Annotated in this window: 22 protein-coding genes and 2 pseudogenes; 10 read left to right on the top strand and 14 right to left on the bottom strand. The window is 65.9% G+C overall.

Features of this window, described 5'->3' with window-relative positions; all coding sequences use genetic code 11:
- The first annotated feature begins 178 nt into the window (after positions 1–178).
- On the top strand, positions 179–1,393 hold the full coding sequence (locus tag C7C56_RS30555) for a sensor histidine kinase (RefSeq protein ID WP_106759948.1): 1,215 nt from the start codon (positions 179–181) through the stop codon (positions 1,391–1,393).
- Positions 1,390–2,139 carry a LytR/AlgR family response regulator transcription factor gene (locus C7C56_RS24410; protein WP_106759947.1) on the top strand — a complete coding sequence of 250 codons (750 nt, stop codon included), beginning with the start codon at positions 1,390–1,392 and terminating at the stop codon, positions 2,137–2,139. The genes C7C56_RS30555 and C7C56_RS24410 overlap by 4 nt, the downstream gene beginning before the upstream one ends.
- 388 nt (positions 2,140–2,527) lie before the next feature.
- On the opposite strand, the gene C7C56_RS24405 is transcribed toward C7C56_RS24410, so the two are convergent.
- From C7C56_RS24405 to C7C56_RS24380, 6 genes are read right to left on the bottom strand one after another with little or no spacing between them, the layout of a single operon-like run.
- Positions 2,528–3,205, bottom strand: coding sequence for a hypothetical protein (locus tag C7C56_RS24405; protein WP_229458970.1), 678 nt, complete (start codon positions 3,203–3,205; stop codon positions 2,528–2,530).
- Positions 3,202–4,152 carry an MlaD family protein gene (locus tag C7C56_RS24400; protein ID WP_106759946.1) on the bottom strand — a complete coding sequence of 317 codons (951 nt, stop codon included), beginning with the start codon at positions 4,150–4,152 and terminating at the stop codon, positions 3,202–3,204. Before C7C56_RS24400 ends, C7C56_RS24405 begins: the two co-directional genes overlap by 4 nt.
- Before the next feature lie 12 nt (positions 4,153–4,164).
- Positions 4,165–4,974 (bottom strand): MlaE family ABC transporter permease, encoded by an 810-nt coding sequence (locus C7C56_RS24395; RefSeq protein WP_106759945.1) that lies wholly within the window; start codon positions 4,972–4,974, stop codon positions 4,165–4,167.
- Between the two features lie 18 nt (positions 4,975–4,992).
- Positions 4,993–7,233, bottom strand: coding sequence for a RelA/SpoT family protein (locus C7C56_RS24390; protein WP_106759944.1), 2,241 nt, complete (start codon positions 7,231–7,233; stop codon positions 4,993–4,995).
- Between the two features lie 6 nt (positions 7,234–7,239).
- The gene (locus C7C56_RS24385) at positions 7,240–7,590 is read right to left on the bottom strand and encodes a RidA family protein (RefSeq protein ID WP_106759943.1); all 351 of its coding nucleotides are present in this window, start codon (positions 7,588–7,590) and stop codon (positions 7,240–7,242) included.
- A 42-nt stretch (positions 7,591–7,632) separates the two neighbouring features.
- Positions 7,633–8,511 (bottom strand): alpha/beta fold hydrolase, encoded by an 879-nt coding sequence (locus C7C56_RS24380; RefSeq protein WP_106759942.1) that lies wholly within the window; start codon positions 8,509–8,511, stop codon positions 7,633–7,635.
- A 167-nt stretch (positions 8,512–8,678) separates the two neighbouring features.
- Between C7C56_RS24380 and C7C56_RS24375 the strand changes: the two genes are divergently transcribed.
- The 5 genes and pseudogenes from C7C56_RS24375 (at position 8,679) to C7C56_RS30820 (ending at position 12,889) form a co-directional block, all read left to right on the top strand.
- Positions 8,679–9,473: a 3-hydroxybutyrate dehydrogenase gene (locus C7C56_RS24375; protein WP_106759941.1), complete on the top strand. Its 795-nt coding sequence runs from the start codon at positions 8,679–8,681 to the stop codon at positions 9,471–9,473.
- Positions 9,474–9,760: 287 nt separating this feature from the next.
- Positions 9,761–11,089 carry a dicarboxylate/amino acid:cation symporter gene (locus C7C56_RS24370; protein WP_106759940.1) on the top strand — a complete coding sequence of 443 codons (1,329 nt, stop codon included), beginning with the start codon at positions 9,761–9,763 and terminating at the stop codon, positions 11,087–11,089.
- A 136-nt stretch (positions 11,090–11,225) separates the two neighbouring features.
- Entirely contained in the window at positions 11,226–11,618 is a 393-nt protein-coding gene (locus C7C56_RS24365; RefSeq protein WP_106759939.1) for a BlaI/MecI/CopY family transcriptional regulator, read from the top strand.
- Positions 11,615–12,361 (top strand): annotated as a pseudogene (locus tag C7C56_RS30825) (M56 family metallopeptidase); the annotation flags it as partial. The gene C7C56_RS24365 and the pseudogene C7C56_RS30825, both read left to right, overlap by 4 nt.
- A gap of 105 nt (positions 12,362–12,466) precedes the next feature.
- Complete coding sequence (locus C7C56_RS30820; protein WP_370660244.1) at positions 12,467–12,889, top strand: energy transducer TonB; 423 nt, start codon at positions 12,467–12,469, stop codon at positions 12,887–12,889.
- A gap of 259 nt (positions 12,890–13,148) precedes the next feature.
- On the opposite strand, the gene C7C56_RS24355 is transcribed toward C7C56_RS30820, so the two are convergent.
- The 3 genes from C7C56_RS24355 to C7C56_RS24345 form a co-directional block, all read right to left on the bottom strand.
- Positions 13,149–13,568, bottom strand: coding sequence for a hypothetical protein (locus C7C56_RS24355; RefSeq protein WP_106759937.1), 420 nt, complete (start codon positions 13,566–13,568; stop codon positions 13,149–13,151).
- Between the two features lie 266 nt (positions 13,569–13,834).
- Positions 13,835–14,485 (bottom strand): 3-oxoacid CoA-transferase subunit B, encoded by a 651-nt coding sequence (locus tag C7C56_RS24350; RefSeq protein WP_106759936.1) that lies wholly within the window; start codon positions 14,483–14,485, stop codon positions 13,835–13,837.
- A gap of 16 nt (positions 14,486–14,501) precedes the next feature.
- Positions 14,502–15,200 carry a CoA transferase subunit A gene (locus tag C7C56_RS24345; protein WP_106759935.1) on the bottom strand — a complete coding sequence of 233 codons (699 nt, stop codon included), beginning with the start codon at positions 15,198–15,200 and terminating at the stop codon, positions 14,502–14,504.
- Between the two features lie 170 nt (positions 15,201–15,370).
- Between C7C56_RS24345 and C7C56_RS24340 the strand changes: the two genes are divergently transcribed.
- The 3 genes and pseudogenes from C7C56_RS24340 (at position 15,371) to C7C56_RS24330 (ending at position 17,017) form a co-directional block, all read left to right on the top strand.
- On the top strand, positions 15,371–15,901 hold the full coding sequence (locus C7C56_RS24340; RefSeq protein ID WP_106759983.1) for a LuxR C-terminal-related transcriptional regulator: 531 nt from the start codon (positions 15,371–15,373) through the stop codon (positions 15,899–15,901).
- A 77-nt stretch (positions 15,902–15,978) separates the two neighbouring features.
- Positions 15,979–16,565, top strand: a pseudogene (locus tag C7C56_RS24335) (NUDIX domain-containing protein).
- Positions 16,566–16,675: 110 nt separating this feature from the next.
- On the top strand, positions 16,676–17,017 hold the full coding sequence (locus tag C7C56_RS24330) for a zinc ribbon domain-containing protein YjdM (RefSeq protein ID WP_106759934.1): 342 nt from the start codon (positions 16,676–16,678) through the stop codon (positions 17,015–17,017).
- Positions 17,018–17,028: 11 nt separating this feature from the next.
- Here C7C56_RS24330 and C7C56_RS24325 read toward each other — a convergent pair whose 3' ends face one another.
- From C7C56_RS24325 to C7C56_RS24305, 5 genes are read right to left on the bottom strand one after another with little or no spacing between them, the layout of a single operon-like run.
- On the bottom strand, positions 17,029–17,637 hold the full coding sequence (locus C7C56_RS24325) for a 4'-phosphopantetheinyl transferase family protein (protein WP_106759933.1): 609 nt from the start codon (positions 17,635–17,637) through the stop codon (positions 17,029–17,031).
- A 13-nt stretch (positions 17,638–17,650) separates the two neighbouring features.
- Positions 17,651–18,880: a beta-ketoacyl-ACP synthase gene (locus tag C7C56_RS24320; RefSeq protein ID WP_106759932.1), complete on the bottom strand. Its 1,230-nt coding sequence runs from the start codon at positions 18,878–18,880 to the stop codon at positions 17,651–17,653.
- Positions 18,877–19,611 (bottom strand): 3-oxoacyl-ACP reductase FabG, encoded by a 735-nt coding sequence (fabG, locus tag C7C56_RS24315; RefSeq protein ID WP_106759931.1) that lies wholly within the window; start codon positions 19,609–19,611, stop codon positions 18,877–18,879. The genes C7C56_RS24320 and fabG overlap by 4 nt, the downstream gene beginning before the upstream one ends.
- On the bottom strand, positions 19,608–20,066 hold the full coding sequence (locus C7C56_RS24310) for a hotdog family protein (protein WP_106759930.1): 459 nt from the start codon (positions 20,064–20,066) through the stop codon (positions 19,608–19,610). Before C7C56_RS24310 ends, fabG begins: the two co-directional genes overlap by 4 nt.
- Positions 20,063–21,247, bottom strand: a complete 1,185-nt coding sequence (locus C7C56_RS24305) for a beta-ketoacyl-ACP synthase (RefSeq protein WP_106759929.1) — start codon at positions 21,245–21,247, stop codon at positions 20,063–20,065. The genes C7C56_RS24310 and C7C56_RS24305 overlap by 4 nt, the downstream gene beginning before the upstream one ends.

The raw sequence follows: 21,247 nt of genomic DNA, 5'->3' as shown, positions 1-21,247 counted from the left end.
GCGTCCTACTTTAGCGAGGGTGCCCCCCAAAAGTCAATCGTGCCCTGCTTTTTCGTGCTTGGTGACCGGCTTGTCGTATTTCGTCACCGGCCGCTGGGGGCGGTTGGCCGCTTGCCTTAGACTGCGTCCAGTGGTCTCAATCAGGCGGCCAAATCAAGCGGACAACAGGGAGCGCGACATGTGGGGCAAATTAGTAAAATGGTATGACGACTGGGAGGAGGAGCAGGTCGCCATCCTCGACAATCCGGCGCTGGCCGACACCCTTCCCGCGGGCTACCGCAGGTATGCGGGCCAGGTGCTGGCCAAGCTCTCGCCGATCGAGCGCAAGCAGCTGCGCGAGTTCTCGGTCACCTACCGCGGGCGCAGGCTCTACCTGGCCGTGGCCAAGTGGGCGCTCGCGTTCACGGTCGTCGGCGCCGCGCTGCATCTGGCCTTTCCGGCCAAGGTGAGTTGGCTGCTCGGGATCGGGGCGGCGAACCTGTTCGGCTTCAGCCTCGTTTTCGCCACCATCGGGGCCTGGTTCAACTACCGCAAATACGCCGGGCGCGAGCTGTGGATTTTCGCCTTTTTCGGCGGCATGGCCATGTTCGGCGGGATCGTCGGGATGGCGATGGCGCTGGCCGACTCGGGCAAGCCGTTCACGTTCGAGAAACTCGGCATGACCCTGCTCGCCGCCACCGGCGCCGGCCTGGTCATGGCGGCGCCGTTCGTCATCGTCGGCATGCTGCGCAACCGCCAACACGAGGCGCTGACGGCCGAACTGCAGCGCGAGGCCGAGCGCGAGCAGATGTCGCGCCAGCTCAGCGAGTCGAAGCTGCGCCTGCTGCGGGCGCAAATCGAGCCGCACTTTTTGTTCAACACGCTTGGCGCGGTGCAGCAGTTGGCCGAGCAAGGCGCCCCGCGCGCGGCCGAACTGACGGCCAACCTGATCGCCTTCCTGCGCGCCAGCCTGGGCGAGATGCGCTGCGACGAGGTCGGCCTCGGGACCGAGTTCGGGCTGCTCGAATCGTACCTGAAGGTGATGCAGGCGCGCCTCGGCGAGCGGCTGCGCTACACGCTGGAGCTGCCGGCGGCGCTGGCCGGGGTCAACCTGCCGAGCATGATCGTGCTCACGCTGGTCGAAAACGCCATCAAGCACGGCATCGAGCCGTCGCTGCGCGGCGGCGAGGTGACGGTGCGGGCGCACGGGGCCGGCGGCACGATCCGGATCCGGGTGGCCGACACCGGGGTCGGCATGAGCCTCACGCCGGGCGGCGGCATCGGCCTCGAGAACGTGCGCCACCGGCTGCAACTGGCCTTCGGCGACGCCGCGGGCCTGAGCTTGCAAGATGGCGAGGACGGCGGCATGATTGCCGAGATCGTCATGCCACAGCCAAGCAAGGAGTTTAAATGAACACACGGGTCATGATCGCCGAGGACGAACCGCTGATGCGCGAGCGCCTGCTCGAGATGCTCAGGGTCGAGTGGCCGGGGGCCGACGTGGTCTTGGTGGCCGAGAACGGCAACGACGCCTGGGACGGCTTTCTCGAGCACGAGCCGGACGTGGTGTTCCTCGACATCCGCATGCCGGGGCTGTCGGGGATCGAGGTGGCCCAGCGCATCGGCAAGGCGGCGCACGTGGTGTTCGTGACGGCCTACGACCAGTACGCGCTCGAGGCCTTCGACGCCGGCGCCATCGACTATTTGTTGAAACCGGTGCAAAGCGACCGGCTGGCCAAGACGATCGCGCGCATCCGCGACAAGGTGCAGGCGCCGCCGGCCGAGATGGGCGACATCCTGCGCCTGCTCAGGGCCAAGATGCCCGAGGCCGAGCCCGAGAAGATGAAGTGGATCAAGGCCACCGTGGGGCGCCAGATCCGGCTCATCGATGTCGAGGACGTGCTGTTCTTCCAGTCCGACACCAAGTACACGCGGGTGGTGCTGGCCGACTCCGAGGCGCTGGTCAAGATCGCGCTCAAGGACCTGCTGGGCGGGCTCGACGGCGAGCGCTTCTGGCAGATCCACCGGGGCACCGTGGTCAATGTCAAGGCGGTGGCGGCGGTCGAGCGGGTCGACGCCGAGCGTTTGCAGGTGATCGTCAAGGGCAGCGACGAGATTTTGCCAGTCAGCCGCACGTTCGCGCACTTGTTCCGCGATTGAGGCTGTCGCGAAAGGGGCTGCTATTAACCACCACCTTAACCAACGTCTTCCCCGCGCAAGCGGGGACCCTTTCTGAGTTCGCCGATTCGCGCAGTTCGAAGCTTTGGCGCGCGAACAACGCCGTCAGCATTTGGCGATGGCGCGTGGCGGCTTGCTCAGTATGGGTCCCCGCTTGCGCGGGGATGACGTGGAGGCGGGATGACGTGGAGGCGGGATGACGGTTCTAAGGTCTGCTTCAATCGCATATTTCGCGCATCGACGGCTCGTTCCGAGTTTTGCGACAACCTCGAAAGCAGGGACCCATGCTGAGCCTCCCTATATATAGTTTGAACTGCACGCGTGGAGTTCAAACCTCAGGACTGGGGAAACGCGGGGTGAATTTGCCATGTCACGGCGGCGTGCCCGCCGCCAGCGCGATGCGGCGCTCGATGCGCGCCGCCTCCGCCACATCGCCGCCGGCTTGCGCGCGCTTGAGCGCGACGCTGAGCCACATCAGCAGCGGCCGGCGCCAGCCCTGGTCCGACGCCGTCTCGGTCGCGTTGGCGATATCGACCGGCACGATGCGCAGCTTCTTGAACATCACCCCGGCCGCGACCAGCCGCGCCAGCGGGTCCTTGATCGCCGCCAGCACGCCCTTGGCGTCGCCGCCGGCGGCGAGCACCGCGCGGTGCTGCGCCGGCAGCAGCGCCGCGTCGAGCCCCTGCCAGCGCCCGTCCAGATAGGCCGCGTAGGCCCGTTCGGCCGGCGTGGCGTCCTGCTCGAGCGCGGCGAACCCCGGACAGCTGCCCAGCTCCAGGCTCGCCACCCGCGTCGCGCAGCGCACCAGCTCGGCGTGCGCGACCAGTTCGGGCTTGCCGGTGCTGGCCATTTCGGCGCGCGCGCGCGCGAACTCGGTCGCGGCGATGGCGCCCTCGCCCTTGAGGTAGGCGTCGCTGAAGGCGTCGAGCGCGCCGGCCGCGTTGGCCTTCCAGTCCGGCGCCGCCGGCTTGCCGGCGCAGCCGCCCAATGCCAATGCCAGCGCCAGCGCCGGCAACACGGCGTGGCCCATCGGTGTGGTGTTTTTCATGGCAGTTTCAACTCCGTTTCGCGCGCAAATGGCCATTTCCGGTTGATCTCCTCGATCATGCGTGTCACCTTGCGCAGGCTGGCGTCGACCTCGGCGCGCAGCGCGCCCAGGTCCTTGCTCGCGCCGCGCACGTTGACGGCGGCGCCCTGCGCCTCGACCAGCACCGCGTCGACTTTTTTAAGGCTGTCCGAGGCCTCCCTGAGCACCACATTGAGCTGGCGCACGGTCGTTTGCGCGTCGTTCATCAGGCCGTTGGAGCCGAACACGCGCTTGTCGGTCTTTACCAGCAGGGTGTCGACCCGTTCGAGCGTGGTGATCAGTTTTTGGGCCTCGGCGTCGGAGCCGAGCACCCCTCCGAGCAGGCCGTAGCGTCCACTCAGGCGCCCGGTCGCGCCCTCGATGTTGGCGAAACTCGCGTTCAGGCTCGATTCGCTGCGCGTCATGCTCTCGAGGTTCTCGAGCACGGTGCGGGCGGTGGCGACGAGCCGCGGGATCTCGCCGGCGACGTCGCCGCGAAGCACGTCGCGGGTGGCGCCGTCGGGCAGCGGCGGGTCCTCGAGCAGCCCGGTGAAGGCGCGGATGCGGGTGTCGCCGACCATGCCGCGCTCGAGCGTGAACACGCTCGAGGTGCGCAGCCATTTGGCGTCGGTGCTGGCGACGTCGATCAGGATGCGCGCCTTGCCGTCGGGCGCGAGCTCGACCCGGCGCACGCGCCCGATCGGAAAGCCCGAGAACGTCATGTCCATGCCCGGGATGACGCCCTCCGAATCCTCCGACACCAGCACCAGCCGCTGGGTGTTTTCGAACACGCCGCGCGCGTACATCACGTACAGCAAAAAGGTGCAGATCAGCGCCAGCATCAGCACCAGCAGCGCCACCGCCTTGACCTCGACGTGGGCGACCGGCTCGGCGGCCCCGTCTTCGGGGCTGTCTTGTGGTTCCTGCATGCGCGTATCCCCTTAAATGTATTTGACGGCGAGCGACGCCGCCTCGATCGAAAACAGCACGAACAGCAGCCGCATCGCCCCCGGCTGCACGCTGGTCGACGGCGCCCGCCCGCGGCGCTGGATCTCCAGCATGGCCGCGCTTGGAATGACCGCCACGGCCAGCCCGAACATGACGGTCTTGAGCCCGAAGCCGATCGTCACGAGCGGGTCGAACACGCGCCCGACGGTGCGCGTGTAGTCGCCCAGCCCCCACGGCGAGAAGCCATACACGACCAGGTAGGCGAGCACCAGCACCATGATGCTGCTGACCATGGCCAGCGCCAGCACCGAGAACGCGCTCGAGATCACCTGCGGCACCAGCTCGCGGCGCAGCCGGTTCTGGGCCCTGGCCGCCGCCTCCTTCGAGTCGGCCGTGGCCACCGCCACGGCGAGCGCGTCGCGCGGGTTGAACGCGAGCCCGGCGCGCAGCGCCACGAACATCGCCGCCGACAGCGGAATGAGTTCGAGCACCAGCACCCGCACCACCATCTCGAGCGCGTAGCGCGACAGACCATAACTGAGCGCGCTGACGACCACGATCCGGATCAGCACCAGGCTCACCAGCGCCGACAGCATGGTGAACCAGGGCAGCACCTGCCACAGGCCGATGTACAGGTGGCGCGAGGTGGCGCGCCGGTTCTCCTTGTTGTAGGTGGTCGGCGAAAACGCCATCACCAGCGAGATCGCGCCCAGATGCAGCATGTACCACCAGCTCGAGGCGGTCGCCACCAGCAGCGGGCCCCAGCGGCTCGGTGTGGTGTGCAGGTAGGATTTGCGGCGCATCGGGGGCGGGCCTGCTCTCTATTGGCGGCGCGCTTGCTGCACGCCGACCACCTCGGTGATCGCCGCGAGCGCCTTGTTGAGCTGCGCGGTGGCGCTGATCTCGGCGGTGAAGGTCATGCGCGCCTGGCCCTTGGCGCTTTGCGTGTTGACCCCGATGACGTTGATCTTCTCGCGCGAGAAAACCTCGGAGATGTCGCGCAGCAGGCCCTGGCGGTCGCCCGCGAGGATGAACACGTCGACCGGATAGACGGTGTCCTGGCCGGCCCGGCCCCAGTCGGTGTGGAGCACCCGCTCGGGCGCCTTGGCGCGCATCTCGGCGAAGTTCTTGCAGTTGGCGCGGTGGATCGAGACGCCCTTGCCGCGCGTGACGAAGCCGACGATGCCGTCCGGCGGCGCCGGCTTGCAGCACCTGGCCAGCGCCGTCATCAGGCCCTCGGTGCCGACCACCAGCACCCCCGACTTGGCGCCCTGCTCGACGCTGGTGGCGCGGCTCTTGTTGAGGACCACCGCGTCCTCGACCGGCGCGGCCTCGACGTCGTCGTGCAGGGCCTGCTCGACGTGGCGCAGGCTGAACTCCTCCTTGCCGACCGAGACGAACAGGTCGTCGAGCTTGGAAAAGCCGAGCTTGTGGGCCAGCGCCTCGAGGTTGACGGCGGTCTTGCCCTCGCGCTGGAGCGTTTTTTCGACCAGCGCGCGCCCGTGCGCGAGCGTCTCTTGCAGGTCGATCGCGTGGAACCAGGCGCGCACCTTGGTGCGGGTGCGGTTGCTGACCGTGTATTCGGCGCCGAGCCAGTCACGCGAGGGGCCGGCGGTGCCGGGCGCGCCCTTGGCGGTGATGATCTCGCAGGTCTGGCCGTTTTTGAGCGCCGTGTTGAGCGGGACCATGACGCCGTCCACGCGCGCGCCGCGGCAACGGTGGCCCACCTCGCTGTGCAGGTGGTAGGCGAAGTCGATCGGGGTCGCGCCGACCGGCAGCTCGAGCACCCGCGCCTGCGGCGTGAGCACGAAGATGCGGTCGTCGAGGGTGGTCGACTTGAGTTTCTCCACCCACTCGCGCTGGATATCCTCCTGCCCGACGACGGCGCCGGCGACGTCGCTCTTCCAGGCCAGCAGCTGGCGCAGCCAGGCGATCTTCTCGTCGTACTTCTGTCCCTTGAAGTCGGAGCCGCCCTCCTCCTTGTAGCGCCAGTGCGCGGCGATGCCGTACTCGGCGAAGTTGTGCATCGCCTGGGTGCGGATCTGGACCTCGAGCGGGCGCGCGTCGTCGGCCATGACGACCGTGTGCAGCGACTGGTAGCCGTTCGGCTTGGGGCGCGAGATGTAGTCGTCGAACTCCTTCGGGATCGGGGTCCAGATGTTGTGGACCACGCCGAGCACGGTGTAGCAGGTCTTGTCGTCGGGGACGATCACGCGGAAGGCGCGCACGTCGTAGAGCTCGCTGAAATCGAGATCCTTGCCGCGCATCTTGTTCCAGATGCTGTAGATGTGCTTGGGCCGGCCGAACACCTCGGCCTTGATGCCGGCGGCGTCCAACTCATTTTGCAGGCGCGTGATCGAGGACTGCACGAAGCCCTCGCGCATCATGCGTTTTTCCTCGAGCATCTTGGCGATGCGCTTGTAGGTGTCGGGCTCGATGAAGCGGAACGAGAGGTCCTCGAGCTCCCACTTGAGCTGCCAGATCCCGAGCCGGTTGGCCAGCGGCGCGTACAGGTCGAGCGTCTCGCGCCCGTAGGCGCGGGTCATGTCGTTGAACAGCTTGAGCTCGGCGAAATAGCGCAGCGTGGTCACGCACGAGGCGAGCCGCACCAGCACCACGCGCATGTCGGAGGCCATCGCCAGCAGCATCTTGCGCAGCGTCTCGACCTGGGCCACTGCCTGCTGGGCCGCGTTCTTGCCGCGCCCGACGGCTTGCTGGCCGACCGTCATGTCGCGCAGCCGGATCAGCTGGCGCACGCCGGTCACGAGGTCGGTCGCCTCCTTGCCGAAGCGCGTCTCGAAACCGGCGGCGGCCGCCGGGTCGACCACGGCCAGTTCGAACAGCAGCCCGGCGATGCGGGTCTCGCAATCGCTGCGCAAAAACGCGAGCGTGCCGGCCACGCCGACGGCGAACTCGAACGCGCCCTGGCCCGAGCTGCAGGTCGCGCCCTGGTAGGCGTCGCTGGCGTAGTCGAGCGCGGCCTGGACGCGCGCGCTGTCCTCGGGGCCGAGCCCCTGGACCAGCTCCGCCGCCGTGCCCCCCAGCGCCGCTATGGAAACCACGGGCGCCTAGCGCAGGGCCGCGGTGACGACGACCTCGACGAGGCAGGCCGGATTGGCCAGTTTGGCTTCGACGGTGGCGCGCGGCGGGGTGTGCCCGGCCGCCGCCCACTCGTCCCAGACTTCGTTCATGCCGGCGAAATTGGCCATGTCGCCGATGAAGATCTGGCACGTCAGGATGCAGGTCTTGTCGCTGCCAGCCTCGGCCAGCAGGCGGTCGACGTGGCCGAGCACTTCGCGCATCTGGCCGACGATGTCGGCGCCGGTGTCCTCGGCGATCTGGCCTGCGAGGTAGACGGTCTGGTTGTGGATCGCCACTTCGGACAGGCGTTTTGCTACGTGCAGTCGGGTGATTTCCATGGTGTGCTTCTCTAAAATTAAAGGGTTGTTTCGGTCGGCCGGTCAGCCGATCAGGAATTGGCGGGCGATCGCGATCTGGTCCGCATGCAAAAAGGTCGGCGCGTGGCCGACGCCGGCCAGCTCGACGAAGGCCGGCCGGGGGCCGCGCGCCAGCATCGCCTGCGCCGTCTCGCGCGAGAGCAGGTCGGAGTCGGCGCCGCGCACGAGCAGCGTCGGGCAGCCGATGGCGTCGTAGGCGGCCCACAGCGCGGCCTCGTCGGCCTGGGTCGATTCGAGCGTGGCCTCGCGGAACGGCTGGGCCAGCGCCATGTCGTAGCGGCGCACCCACTTGCCGTCGCCGTCCTTTGCGAGCACGTCGCTGGCGAGCTTGTGCCATTCGTCCTCGGTGTGCTCGCCGAACGAGGCCGACACCGCGCGCACGAAACTGGCGCCGGCCTCGAAGCTCGGAAAGCGCAGGTCCTGCCCGATGTAGTCGCCGATGCGGTGCAGCGCGACCGAATCGAGCGTGGGGCCGATGTCGTTGATGACCAGCCGCGCGACCGGGCTGCCCGGCTTGGACGCGAGCAGCATACCGATCAGTCCGCCCATCGAGGTGCCGAACCAGTCGACCGTGCTGGCCCCGCCATTGGCCGTCACGCGCGCGATCAGGGTCACCATGTCGTTGACATACTGTGGAATGCCGTACAAGGCGGGGTCGCCCAGGCGGCCCGAGCGGCCGCGCCCGACCACGTCCGGGCAGACCACGCGGTAGTGGTCGGACAGCGCGCGCGCCAGGTTGTCGAAGTCGTCGCCGGAGCGCGTGACGCCGTGCACGCAGATCAACACCCGCGGGTTGCTTTCATCGCCCCATTCCTTGTAGGCCATCTGATGCAGGCCCGCGGTGGAGATGCACTGGACCGATTTGATTCTTGCTTCAATCATGCCAGTTCCTTGTTGGACCGCCCGGGGCGGCCCTAATTTAGTGATGTGTGTTCGATATCGCGCCACGCGCCGACATTTTACCGGGCATTGCGTTTAGAATTCTACCGAAGTGTAGCGCACCGCGCTGCCAAAGCATGTTCCAGCCAACCATTTTCCCAGAGGATTCAATGAAAACCAGCATGTTAAGTGGCAAGACCGCCCTTGTGACCGGCTCGACCTCGGGCATCGGCCTGGGGATCGCCCGCTCGCTGGCCGAGCAAGGCGCCAATATCTTGTTCAACGGCTTCGGCGACGCGATCGCGATCGAAAAGCTGTACCAGGACGTCGGCGTCGAGTTCGGCGTCGAGACCGCCCACCACAACGCCGACATGTCCAAGCCGGCCGAGATCGCGGCCATGTTCGCGTTCGCGCAGGACAAATTCGGCGGCGTCGACGTGCTCGTCAACAATGCCGGGATCCAGCATGTGGCCAATATCGAGGATTTTCCGGCCGAAAGATGGGATGCGGTCATCGCCATCAACCTGAGCTCGGCCTTCCACACGACGCGCCTCGCGCTACCCGGCATGAAGCAAAAGAACTGGGGCCGCATCATCAACCTGGCCTCGGTGCACGGGCTGGTCGGTTCGGCGCAAAAGTCGGCCTATGTCGCCGCCAAGCATGGTCTGGTCGGTTTGACCAAGGTCACCGCGCTCGAGACGGCGCAAACGGGCGTCACGTGCAACGCGATCTGCCCGGGCTGGGTGCTCACCCCGCTGGTGCAAAAGCAGGTCGACGACCGCGCCGCGAAGGAGGGCCTGGGCAACGACGCCGCCAAGAAAGCCTTGCTGGCCGAAAAGCAGCCCTCGGGCGAGTTCGTCACGCCCGAGGAATTGGGCGCGCTGGCGGTGTTCTTTTGCAGCCCGGCCGGGGCGCAGGTGCGCGGCGTGGCGTGGAACATGGATGGGGGCTGGACCGCGCAATAAGCGGCGCCTTAAAAACCGGGCCCTAAGCCCCAAAATGCCATAGACCAACATCGTCCTCGCGGAGGCGGGGCCCCATAGAACGCTTGCTATACGCTACAGTCCTATGGGTCCCCGCCTCCGCGAGGACGATGTGTGGGTATTTTTTGCGTGACGATCATCGCAGTTTCTACAGCGCTTCACCCTTCACCTCCCTTTCACCGGCAGTCCCCTGTGGATTTCCACAATAGATGTGTTCGCGCGTTTCGATGATGATGGGTTCATCAACCATCCCGACGCGAGAGCCCACCATGAAAACCCCGTTCTACAAAATCCTGTACGTCCAGGTCCTGTTCGCCATCGTGTGCGGCATCGCGCTCGGCATCTTCTACCCCGCGCTCGGAGTCGACATGAAGCCGCTCGGCGACGGTTTCATCAAGCTCATCAAGATGATCATCGCGCCCGTCATCTTCTGCACCGTGGTCGCCGGCATCGCCGGCATGCAGGACATGAAAAAGATCGGCCGCGTCGGCGGCAAGGCCCTGCTGTACTTCGAGGTCGTCTCCACCGTCGCGCTGGTGATCGGCCTGGTCGTGGCCAATGTGGTGCGTCCGGGCGACGGCTTCAACGCCGACCCGACCAAGCTCGACGCCTCGAGCATCGCCGCCTACACCGACAAGGCCAAGACCCAGAGCACGGTCGAGTTCGTCATGAACATCATCCCCAACACGGTCGTCGACGCCTTCGCCAAGGGCGACATCCTGCAGGTGCTGCTGTTTGCGATCCTGTTCGGCTTCGCGCTGTCGATGCTCGGCGAACGCGGCCGCCCGGTCACCAGGCTCATCGACGACATGTCGCACGTCATCTTCGGCGTGGTCGGCATCGTCATGAAGGTCGCCCCGATCGGCGCCTTCGGCGCGATGGCCTTCACCATCGGCAAGTTCGGCCTGGGCTCGCTGTTGCCGCTGGCCAAACTGATGGGCTCGTTCTACCTGACCTGCGCCCTGTTCGTGTTCGTGGTGCTGGGGCTGATCGCCCGCCTGACCGGCTTTTCGATCTTCCGCTTCATCGCCTACATCAAGGAGGAACTGCTGATCGTGCTCGGCACCAGCTCGTCGGAAAGCGCCCTGCCCGCCCTGATGCGCAAGCTCGAAAAACTCGGTTGCTCCAAGCCCGTCGTCGGGCTCGTCGTTCCAACCGGCTATTCGTTCAATCTGGACGGCACCAATATCTACATGACCATGGCGGCCCTGTTCGTGGCCCAGGCCACCAACACCGACCTGTCGCTGGGACAGCAACTGACCATCCTCGGCGTGGCGATGCTGACCTCGAAGGGCGCCTCCGGCATCACCGGCGCCGGCTTCATCACCCTGGCGGCGACGCTGGCGGTGGTGCCGACGATCCCCGTGGCGGGCATGGCGCTGATCCTCGGCATCGACCGCTTCATGAGCGAATGCCGCGCCCTGACCAACTTCGTCGGCAACGGCGTGGCCACGATCGTCGTCTCGCATTGGGAGAAAGAACTCGACCATGAGCGCCTCCAGAGCGAGCTCAAGTCGCCTTCGCCGGACGTGCATCCCGCGCTGCACCCGGCCCAGCCGACCCAGCCCGCCCAGCCCGTACAGCCGCTCGCCGCCTGACGCATCCACACGGTTTTCGCACGGCGCCCGGAGCAATCCCGGCGCCGTTTTTTGTTTTCGTGATCTGCTCAATAATTATGTAGACAATCGTGTCTAGACAAAGTATTCTACTTGGACTGAACCACGAGGAAGCAGCATGTCCAAGAGCAACACGAGCACAACGATCCCGAAACCGACCGCCGCCGAACTCGATTTATTGCAAACCCTGTGGCCGCTCGGCGCAGCCAGCGCCAAGCAGGTGCACCAGGCGATGCAACAGGAGCGGCCCGACATCGCCTATGCGAGCGTGCTGCGCCTGATGCAGATCATGCACACCAAGGGCATTTTGCTGCGCGACGAGAGCGAGCGCTCCCATGTGTACACGCCGGCCCAGGCCCAGGATTCGCTGCAGACCAACCTGCTCAAGGACCTCATCGAAAAGGCGTTTTCTGGCTCGGCCAAGGCGCTGGTGATGGCGGCCCTGCGCAGTGGAATTTCAAAAAAAGAGCGCGAAGAAATCGAATCCCTGCTCAAGGACGACAAAGCATGACACTCCCACTCGCCACCATCGTCAGCAGCATCGGTTGGACCCTGCTGCACTTCCTGTGGGAAGGCTTGCTGCTCGGCTGCGCCACCGCCATCGCGCTTGCCTGCATGCGCCGCGCCAATCCCGAACACCGCTACACCGTGGCGTGCGCAGGTTTGCTGATGTGCTTCGCCTGGCCCGCGCTCGGGCTGTACGCCCGCTTGAGCGGCGGCAACCTCGGGCTGATCGACGCCCAATTCGCCGACGCGATGCTGGTCGCCGGCGACGGCGGCGCGCGCGGCGTGCAAAACTACCTGCAAAACAAGCTCGTGTGGATCGTCGGCTTCTGGGCCTGCTGCGCTTTGGCGCTGGCCGCGCGCATGGCGCTGGGGCTGCTGTGGGTGAGCCATGCCTCGCGCCAACAGCGCAGCGATCCGCATTGGCAGGCGCACCTGTCGGGCCTGGCACAACAATTCGGCGTCACCCGCACTGTGCGCCTGCGCATCGTCGACAATCTCGACAGCCCGGTCACCGCCGGTTGGTGGCGCCCTGTGGTGCTGGTGCCGGCCTCGCTGTTCTCGAGCATGCCGCCCGATCTGCTCGAAGCCCTGCTCGCCCACGAGATGGCGCATATCAAGCGGCTCGACTACCTGGTCAACCTGGGGCAGAACGTGGTCGAGATCTTGCTGTTCTTCCACCCGGCCGTCTGGTGGATCTCTGGACAAATCCGACTTGAACGTGAACACATTGCAGATGCAATCGCTGCAAGAGAACTAGGCGAACCGCGGCGTCTGGCTCTTGCTCTTTCCGAACTGGAGCGTTTCCAGTTCTCAACCCACCATCTGGCCCAAGCGGCCAACGGAGGAAACCTTATGTCCCGCATCAAACGATTGACCCGTCCCGACACCCAAGCGAGCAACTGGAAAGCCGCGATTCCCGTGCTCGTGCTCGGCTTTGCCGCCGCCGTCACGGCCGTCACCAGCGTCGCCGCGCCTTCGGCGGAGCACGCCACTGCCGGTGTCGTCAAGCCGCTGATAAATTTCGCCAGCTGCGACAAGCCTGTCTATCCTCCCGAGGCGCTCAAGGCCGGGCACGTCGGTAAAGTCGCCCTCGAGTTTCTGATATCGGCCGAGGGCAAGGTAGTCAGCGCCGAGGTTCTCCAGTCGAGCGGTCATAGCAATCTCGACAACGCGGCGCGGGACGGCATCATGAAGTGCACCTTCAAGGCCGGCACCCGTAACGGCGTGGCCGAAGAAATGTCTGCCAAGGTGCAGTACGTCTGGACCCAGAAGTAAGTCCAAAAAAAGAGCGCGGGGAGTGATTCCACACGCTCTTTTTCACGAAAAATTTTCTGTTTTTTTCACATTGGAACACCCAACGCAATGATCTCGGTGCCGGCCAGGTCTGGCCGCAAACGCCCTAACCGCCTCCATTAACCGCCCCGGATTGGTGAGGTTCTCGATGCCGATCAAAGCGCCTTCCCTTAGTGGTCCCTTAGTGGTCCCTGCTGCAAGGATGAACATCTTGCTGCGGCCCCGGCGGGCCGCAAATTGTTTATTTCAGCATCAGCGGCTTGCGGTAAGGCGCGACCGGAGGCTTCGGAAATTGGGCCGATGCATACGCTTTGCGGAAGCATGCCGCCTTGGCGTTTTCGACATCGGTGGTGCTGCTGATGACGCGGCCGGTGGCGTCGAGCAGCAAGATGATGGTGACCGGGTAGATCGACTTGCCGTGGCAATTGCCCTTCTCGTCGTATTTGTTCGCGTTATTGTGGCGCAGCGTTTCTTCTTCGTATTTGGTCGCCTTGGCGTTCGGGAACTGGGCGTTGAATTTCGCCATCTCCGTCACAAAGCCCGGATTCTTGGGCGATGGCGCTTCATAGGCAGCTTGGTCGGATGAACCCGGCGCGGTTTGGCAACCGGCGGCGAGCATGACGGCGCACAGGGCGCCAAGTTTGTAGAATGGAATTCGCAATTTAATCTCCGGTAGTCAAATCAGGCCTTTTCGCATCGGCGGAAGGGCGGTGCGATGTCAGTGTACCAATTAGTCCGCTCGGCAATATTTACATTGGTGCGCGGAAACCTTTATGTACATTTCAACACGCCTTCGCGCTTTGTCAAACATCGCTGCGACCATCCGTCGCGCGCAAACCGGCGGGCGCCAAGCGCATGTCGATTTCGTTCGGGCATAAAAAAAGCGCAGGGATCACTCCCCGCGCCCCTTCCGGCCGTCGCTGTCGCTCAGACGGCGGACACGTCCAATTCGGCGCCGGTGGCCTTGATGACCTCTTCCTTCGTCACGCCGGGCGCGAGCTCGACCAGTTGCAGGCCGGTCGGGGTGATGTCGATCACCCCCAGGTCGGTGATGATGCGGTCGACCACGCCCACGCCGGTCAGCGGCAGATCGCACTTTTTGAGGATCTTGTGCGAGGTGCTGCCGTCTTTGGCCGTGGCGACATGCTCCATGACCACGACCACGCGCTTGACGCCGGCCACGAGGTCCATCGCGCCGCCCATGCCCTTGACCATTTTGCCAGGGATCATCCAGTTGGCGAGGTCGCCGCGCTCGGACACCTGCATCGCGCCGAGGATCGCGAGGTTGATCTTGCCGCCGCGGATCATGCCGAACGAATCGGCCGAGCTGAAGTAGGCCGCGCCCGGCAGCGCCGTGACGGTCTGCTTGCCCGCGTTGATCAGGTCGGCGTCGACGGCGTCGTCGGTCGGGAACGGGCCGATGCCGAGCAGGCCGTTCTCGGACTGCAAAAACACTTCGATTTCGGTGGGGACGTAGTTGGCCACCAGCGTCGGCAGGCCGATGCCGAGGTTGACGTAGTACCCGTCTTGCAGTTCTTTCGCCGCGCGCGCGGCCATTTCATCACGATTCCATGCCATGTTATTTCTCCGGTGCTTAGTTGGAACGCACGGTGCGCTGTTCGATGCGCTTTTCCGGCGTTGGATTGACGACGATGCGGTGCACGAAAATGCTCGGGGTGTGCACGGCATCCGGATCGATCTCGCCCACTTCGACCAGTTTTTCGACTTCGACGATGGTGATTTTGCCGGCCATCGCCACGTTCGGATTGAAATTGCGGGCCGTCTTGCGGTACACCAGGTTGCCGGCGCGGTCGGCCATATAGGCCTTGACCAGCGAGACGTCGGCCGTCAGGCTACGTTCCATCACGTACTGCTCGCCGTCGAATTCGCGCAGCTCCTTGCCCTCGGCGACGATGGTGCCGACCCCGGTCCTGGTGAAAAACGCCGGAATGCCGGCGCCGCCGGCGCGCAGCTTTTCGGCCAGCGTGCCCTGCGGCGTGAATTCAAGTTCGAGTTCGCCGGCCAGGTATTGGCGCGCGAACTCCTTGTTTTCGCCGACGTACGACGAAATCATTTTTTTGATCTGGTGGGTCGTGAGCAGCTGGCCGAGTCCGAAATCGTCGACCCCGGCGTTGTTGGAGATGGCCGTCAGATTGGTCACGCCGCTGTCGCGCAGCGCCAGGATGAGCGCCTCGGGAATGCCGCACAGGCCGAAGCCGCCGACCGCGATGGTCTGGCCGTCTTTGACGATGCCGGCCAAGGCCGACGCCGCATCAGGATAAACTTTGTTCATACCGTCCCTTTTATAGTATTGAGCTACACGCTTGCGCTGTATGCCAGAGTGGGCGTTAAGCATAGAATACGAAGGCCCAAAGCACAATACCGTAGAAATACGCCCAGCCACCCCAACGCGAAGAGTTTAATGTGCATCAGACAGACCCGGCCTGCGCCATCGACTACGAGATGATTTTCCAGCACGCACCGGTCGGCATGTGCATTTCGGTCAACCGCGTCATCCAGGCCAGCAACGAGGCGCTGGCCTCGATTTTCGGCTATGCGCGCAGCGAGTTGACCGGCAAATCGTTCCAGGTGCTTTACCCGACCATGGACGAATTCCTGCGCACGGGCGACCGCATCATCCCGATCATGAATGCGCGCGGGCGCTATTCGGACGAGCGCATCATGCTGCGCGCCAGCGGCGAGCTGTTTTGGTGCCACGTGAGCGGGCGCGCGCTCGACCCCAAAGAGCCGCTCGGCGCCGGCGTTTGGACGTTCGAGGACGTGAGCGAAAAACGCCCCGTGACGGCGGAGCTGACCCCGCGCGAGCGCGAAATCGCCGCCTTTCTGGTCGAAGGCAAAACCAGCAAGATCATCGCGCGCGAAACCGGCCTGAGCCCGCGCACGGTCGAAATGCACCGCGCCAAACTGATGCGAAAATTCTCCGCGTCGACCTCGTCGGAGCTGGTGCACAAGCTCGTCGGTGTCGCCCGCTAGCGGCCTGCCGGGCTTAGGGAGTCGCTAGCAGCCTGTCGGACTTAAAGAATCGCAACAATGGCCAGAGATAACGCACCATGCAAATAAAAAACGACATCATCCGCATCATCGACGTCATCACCCTGTCCGACAATTGGTACGTGCTGAAAAAATACGTGTTCAACTTGCGACGCAAAAATGGCAGCGCCAAAACCGCGAGGCCTACGACCGCGGCAACGGCGCGACGATCCTGCTGTACAACGAGCAACAGCGCACCGTCGTGTTGGTCCGCCAGTTCCGTCTGCCCGCCTACGTCAACGGTTGCGAGGGCGGCTTGCTGATCGAAGCGGCGGCCGGCCTGCTCGACAACGCCTCGCCCGCCGAACGCATCCGCGAGGAGGTCGCCGAGGAAACCGGCTACCGCGTCGAGCACGTGACGAAGGTGTTCGAGTCGTATATGAGCCCCGGCTCGGTCACCGAGCGCCTGTATTTTTTCGTCGCGCAATACGAGCCCGGCAGCAAGGTGGGAAACGGCGGCGGCATCGAGGCCGAGGGCGAGCACATCGAGGTGCTCGAATTGCCCTTCGATCAGGCCTACGCGATGATCGCCAGCGGCGAGATCGTCGACGGCAAGACCATCATGCTGCTCCAGTATGCGGCGCTGAACATTTTCAAGGCGCGCTGAGAGGCTATGCAATTTTGACTAGCGAACCATCTTGCTAAACGAAATTGCATAGCTGGCCCGGGGCAGCAAGTATACTGCGTGCGTTTTACCGCCTTTTGAAAGCCACGACCATGAGCGCCCTGCCACCCTGCCCGACCTGCAATTCCGAATTCACCTACGAGGACGGCAGCAACTATGTGTGCCCGGAGTGCGCCCATGAATGGCCGATGGTGGCCGCGGCGGCCGCCGACGAGGGCGCGCGCATCTACCGCGATTCGGCCGGCAACGTGCTGCAGGACGGCGACACCGTCAGCGTGATCAAGGACCTGAAACTGAAGGGCAGCGGCGGCGTCGTCAAGATGGGCACCAAGGTCAAAAACATCCGCCTGGTCGACAGCGACCACGATATCGACTGCAAGATCGACGGCTTCGGCGCCATGAGCCTCAAGACCGAATTCGTAAAGAAGGTGTAAGCCGCGCCCGGCTAGAACGGCACCAGCGCCAACGACGGCACCCGCGCAAGCGGCTGCGCGCTGCACAGCGAGACCGACAATTCGGCGTGTTCAAGCGAGATGCACTGCGCGCTCGGCGCGTGCAGCTTGTACTGCGCCTCCTTGGCGCTCCATAACCGGTAAAAATCGTGCACGCGGTCCGCTTGCGGGCGCGCCGCGAGCCACGCGTTTTCGTGCGCGTCGAACGCCTGCGCGGCAAGCGCCGCCAAGTCGCGCGCCCCGTCGCGCATTTCGATGTCAAGCCCGAGCGCGGTGCCCGCGCTGACCGCGCAAGCGACCCACGGCCCGCTGTGCGAGAGGCTGAAACCGACCGCCTCGCAGTCCGCCATTGCAAGCTGCGGCGCCTGGCCGTGCCGTTCAAGCAGCGGCACCAAACTGGCTTCCATTCCCAACACGCGCCCCAGCATCCGGCGCAGCAGCACGCGGCCGATGAGGAACTGGCGCCGCCGCTCGCGCCGCACGAACCGCCCAAGCCGCGCCTGTTCGGAGTCGCTCAGCCACGACAGAAACGGGCCGAACGCGTCGTCCGGCACGTCCTTGCCATCGACCAGGCAGAGCGCGGCCTCATGCGGGGCGTTCATCTGCCGGCCAAAATCAACGGTGCTTTCTAAAGATCAGCGAGGTGTTGATGCCGCCGAAGGCGAAATTATTCGACATCACGTACTCGCATTCGATCTGCCGCCCCTCGCCCTTGATGAAATCGAGTTCGGCGCAGCGCGCGTCGACCCCGTCCAGGTTGACGGTCGGCGCGAACCAGCCCTCGCGCATCATCTCGATGCTGAACCACGCCTCGAGCGCGCCGCAGGCGCCCAGCGTGTGGCCCATGTAGCTTTTGCTCGAACTGATCGGCGTGGCGCCGCCGAACACCTGCGCGGTCGCGTGCGACTCGGCGATGTCGCCCTGCTCGGTCGCGGTGCCATGGCCGTTGATGTAGCCGATCTCGCCCGCTTTGACGCCGGCATCGGCCAGCGCCAGTTCCATCGCCACCTTCATGGTCGCCGGATTGGGCTGGGTCACGTGCAAGCCGTCGCTGTTGGTGCCAAAGCCGACCAACTCGGCGTAGATGGTGGCCCCGCGCGCGAGCGCGTGTTCGCGCTCCTCGAGGATCAACGCGCAAGCGCCCTCGCCGATCACCAGGCCGTCGCGCGTGGCGTCGTAAGGGCGCGGCGTGGTGCCCGGCGCGTCGTTGCGGGTGCTGGTGGCGAACAGGGTGTCGAACACGGCGGCCTCGGTCGGGCACAGCTCCTCGGCGCCGCCGGCCACCATCGCCAGCTGCCTGCCGTCCTTGATCGCCTCGTAGGCGTAGCCGATGCCCTGGCTGCCCGAGGTGCAGGCCGACGAGGTCGTGATCACGCGCCCGGTCAGGCCGAAGAACACGCCGATGTTGACGGGCGCCGTGTGCGCCATCATCTTGATGTAGGTGGCGGCGTTGATGCCGCGCGTGTTGAACTGCTCGAGCATGTGGCCAAAGCCGCAGATCGCGCTGGTGGTGCCGACCGAGGAGCCGAACGCCACGCCCATCTGCCCGCTCCTGATGAAAGGGTCGTCAAGAAGGCCGGCGTCGGCCAGCGCCGATTCGGTCGCGCGCGTGGCCATCAGGGCCACCCGGCCCATGCTGCGGGTCGACTTGCGGTTGTAGCGCTCGCCCAACTCGAACGGCGCCGCCGGCGCGGCCAGTTGGGTGTTGAGGCCCTCGTATGCGGCCCACGACTCCATGCGCACCACCGCGTTGCGGTATTCGCCCAGGCGCGCGCGGATCGCCGGCCAGTCGTTGCCGAGCGGGCTGATGCCGCCCATGCCGGTCACCACCACGCGCCGCGTCATGCCATGCCCCCGTTGACCGAAATGACCTGGCGCGTGATATAGGCGGCGTCGTCGCCGAGCAAAAAGCTCACCAGCGCGGCCACCTCGTCGGGCTTGCCGACGCGGCGCGCGGGAATCAGCTTGAGCGCCTCGTCGAGCGGCACGGCGCTCGTCATGTCGGTTTCGATCAGGCCCGGCGCGACGCAATTGACGGTGATCGCGCGCTTGGCCAGTTCGAGCGCGAGCGCCTTGGTCGCGCCGATGATGCCGGCCTTGGCCGCGCTGTAATTGACCTGGCCGCGGTTGCCGACCAGGCCCGACACCGAGGCCAGCGTGACGATGCGGCCGGCCTTGCGGCGCTGGACCATCGGCATCACGAGCGGGTTGAGCACGTTGAAGAAACCATCCATGTTGGTGTCCATGACGACGTCCCAGTCCTCGCCCGTCATCGCCGGAAAGGCGTTGTCGCGCGCCACGCCGGCATTGCACACCACGCCGTAATAGCAGCCGTGGGCGCCGATATCGGCCAGCAGCGCGGCGGCGGCGGCGGCACGCTCGCCGATGTCGAACTGCAGCACGCGCGCGGCGCGCCCCATGGCCTCGACCTCGCGCGCTACCGCCTCGGCCTCGGCGCGCCGGCTGCGGCAATGGACCACCACGTCGTAGCCGTCGCGCGCCAGCCGCAGCGCGATCGCCTTGCCGATGCCGCGCGACGCACCCGTCACCAGCACGCTCTTGTTCACTGCGTTCATTGCGCACCCCGTTGCAAATATTCGTTCAAATTCTTCGGCAGATACACCGTCACCGTGGCCGTCGCCACGACCTCGCCGTTGGCGGCGTCCTCGATCCGGCACTCGAACGCGCTCAGTCCGTTGTCTCCCTGCAGCGCGCGGTGCACAAACACGTGCAGCACGCTGCCCAGCGCGAAGGTGCCGCGGCCGCACACATAGCGGCGCGCGCCGAGCAAAAAGCCGACTTCGACCTCGGAGCCGAGCAGGTGGGCCTGGAAGCCCGAGTGCGCGGCGATCGCCTGCGCCATGTATTCGATCCCGATCCAGGAGCCGACCCCGGCGCCGTCGCAAAACAGGGTGTCGGCGCGGATCCCGACCTCGGCGCAAAGATCGTCGGCGCCGGCAGAGAGCACGCGGTCGAGCAGGATCATGGGGCCGTCGTGCGGCAGCAGTTCGGCGATGGTCGGCAGGTTCATCGTACCCTCCCGAGCACCAGCGCAGCGTTCGAGCCACCGAACGCGAACGAATTGCTCAGCGCGTAGCGCAGCGGCCGGCCCAAAGCGCGCCCGGGCGCCACGATGTCGAGCGCCGGCAGCGCCGGGTCGGCCACGCCGTCCCACAACTGCGGCGGCAGCGCGCCGTGCGGGTTATCGTCCTGCATCGCCAGCCAGCACAGGGCCGCCTCGAGCGCGGCCGCCGCGCCCAGCGCGTGGCCGGTGAACGGCTTGGTCGAACTGACCGCCACCTTCGGGCCGAACATGTCGGCCACCACGCGCGACTCCATCGCGTCGTTCTGCAGCGTGGCGGTGCCGTGCAGGTTGATGTAGTCGATCTCGCCGGCCCCGATGCCGGCCCGCGCCAGCGCCTGCGCGATCGCGATGCGCGCGCCGCCGCCGGCCGGATCGGGCGCCGACATGTGGTGGCCGTCGGACGACTCGCCCCAGCCGCACAGGGCCACGGCGGCCGGTTCGGCGCTCATCAAAAACAGCGCCGCGCCCTCGCCGATATTGATGCCGTTGCGGTTCGCGCTAAGCGGGTTGCAGCGGTCCGCGCTGACCGATTCGAGCGCGCCGAAGCCGGCCACGGTGAATGCGCACAGGGTGTCGACGCCGCCGGTGAGCACCGCGTCGCACAGGCCCATGCGGATCAGGCGGGCGGCGCTGGCCATCGCCTTGGCGCTCGACGAGCACGCGCTCGAATGCACGTAGGCCGGCCCGGCCACGCCCAGTTCGCGCGCCAGCATCGCCGCCGGCGAGCCCATCTCCTGCTGCGCGTAGTGGAAGTCGTCGGGCAAGGCGCCCTTGGCGCCGAGGGCGCGCAGCGCGTTCTCGGTGACGCTGATGCCCGAGGTGCTGGTGCCCACCACGACCCCGACCCGCGCCGCGCCGTAGCGCGCCACGGCCGCCTCGAGCGCCGGGCGGATCTGGTTGAGCGCGGCCAGCGCCAGCTGGTTGTTGCGGCTGCGCTGGCCGAGCGGCAGCGCTTCGCTGTCGGGCAGCGCGGTCTCGACCCGCCCGAGCGGCAACACGCGCCCGGGCGACCAGGCGTCGGTTGGCGCGACGCCGCTGTCGGCGTCGCGCAGCAGGCGGCGCTTGATCTCGGGGTGGGTCTCGCCCAGCGCGCAGACGATACCGCATTCGTTCAAAAACAATTTCAT

The organism is Massilia glaciei (assembly GCF_003011895.2).
In the GTDB taxonomy this organism is placed as follows: Bacteria; Pseudomonadota; Gammaproteobacteria; order Burkholderiales; family Burkholderiaceae_D; genus Telluria_A; species Telluria_A glaciei.
Note: the sequence above shows the minus strand (reverse complement) of the source record. Positions and strands in the feature narration are given on the sequence as shown.

What these genes read in the sequence shown, in the direction of transcription:
- C7C56_RS24310 (WP_106759930.1), bottom strand. Translation starts at nt 20,066, where the DNA reads ATGAACCTGCCGACCATCGCCGAACTGCTGCCGCACGACGGCCCCATG.
- fabG (WP_106759931.1), bottom strand. Translation starts at nt 19,611, where the DNA reads ATGAACGCAGTGAACAAGAGCGTGCTGGTGACGGGTGCGTCGCGCGGC.
- C7C56_RS24320 (WP_106759932.1), bottom strand. Translation starts at nt 18,880, where the DNA reads ATGACGCGGCGCGTGGTGGTGACCGGCATGGGCGGCATCAGCCCGCTC.
- C7C56_RS24340 (WP_106759983.1), top strand. Translation starts at nt 15,371, where the DNA reads ATGATTTTCCAGCACGCACCGGTCGGCATGTGCATTTCGGTCAACCGC.
- C7C56_RS24330 (WP_106759934.1), top strand. Translation starts at nt 16,676, where the DNA reads ATGAGCGCCCTGCCACCCTGCCCGACCTGCAATTCCGAATTCACCTAC.
- C7C56_RS24305 (WP_106759929.1), bottom strand. Translation starts at nt 21,247, where the DNA reads ATGAAATTGTTTTTGAACGAATGCGGTATCGTCTGCGCGCTGGGCGAG.
- C7C56_RS24365 (WP_106759939.1), top strand. Translation starts at nt 11,226, where the DNA reads ATGTCCAAGAGCAACACGAGCACAACGATCCCGAAACCGACCGCCGCC.
- C7C56_RS24395 (WP_106759945.1), bottom strand. Translation starts at nt 4,974, where the DNA reads ATGCGCCGCAAATCCTACCTGCACACCACACCGAGCCGCTGGGGCCCG.
- C7C56_RS24325 (WP_106759933.1), bottom strand. Translation starts at nt 17,637, where the DNA reads ATGAACGCCCCGCATGAGGCCGCGCTCTGCCTGGTCGATGGCAAGGAC.
- C7C56_RS24405 (WP_229458970.1), bottom strand. Translation starts at nt 3,205, where the DNA reads ATGAAAAACACCACACCGATGGGCCACGCCGTGTTGCCGGCGCTGGCG.
- C7C56_RS24385 (WP_106759943.1), bottom strand. Translation starts at nt 7,590, where the DNA reads ATGGAAATCACCCGACTGCACGTAGCAAAACGCCTGTCCGAAGTGGCG.
- C7C56_RS30820 (WP_370660244.1), top strand. Translation starts at nt 12,467, where the DNA reads ATGTCCCGCATCAAACGATTGACCCGTCCCGACACCCAAGCGAGCAAC.
- C7C56_RS24400 (WP_106759946.1), bottom strand. Translation starts at nt 4,152, where the DNA reads ATGCAGGAACCACAAGACAGCCCCGAAGACGGGGCCGCCGAGCCGGTC.
- C7C56_RS24380 (WP_106759942.1), bottom strand. Translation starts at nt 8,511, where the DNA reads ATGATTGAAGCAAGAATCAAATCGGTCCAGTGCATCTCCACCGCGGGC.
- C7C56_RS24370 (WP_106759940.1), top strand. Translation starts at nt 9,761, where the DNA reads ATGAAAACCCCGTTCTACAAAATCCTGTACGTCCAGGTCCTGTTCGCC.
- C7C56_RS24375 (WP_106759941.1), top strand. Translation starts at nt 8,679, where the DNA reads ATGAAAACCAGCATGTTAAGTGGCAAGACCGCCCTTGTGACCGGCTCG.
- C7C56_RS24345 (WP_106759935.1), bottom strand. Translation starts at nt 15,200, where the DNA reads ATGAACAAAGTTTATCCTGATGCGGCGTCGGCCTTGGCCGGCATCGTC.
- C7C56_RS30555 (WP_106759948.1), top strand. Translation starts at nt 179, where the DNA reads ATGTGGGGCAAATTAGTAAAATGGTATGACGACTGGGAGGAGGAGCAG.
- C7C56_RS24350 (WP_106759936.1), bottom strand. Translation starts at nt 14,485, where the DNA reads ATGGCATGGAATCGTGATGAAATGGCCGCGCGCGCGGCGAAAGAACTG.
- C7C56_RS24410 (WP_106759947.1), top strand. Translation starts at nt 1,390, where the DNA reads ATGAACACACGGGTCATGATCGCCGAGGACGAACCGCTGATGCGCGAG.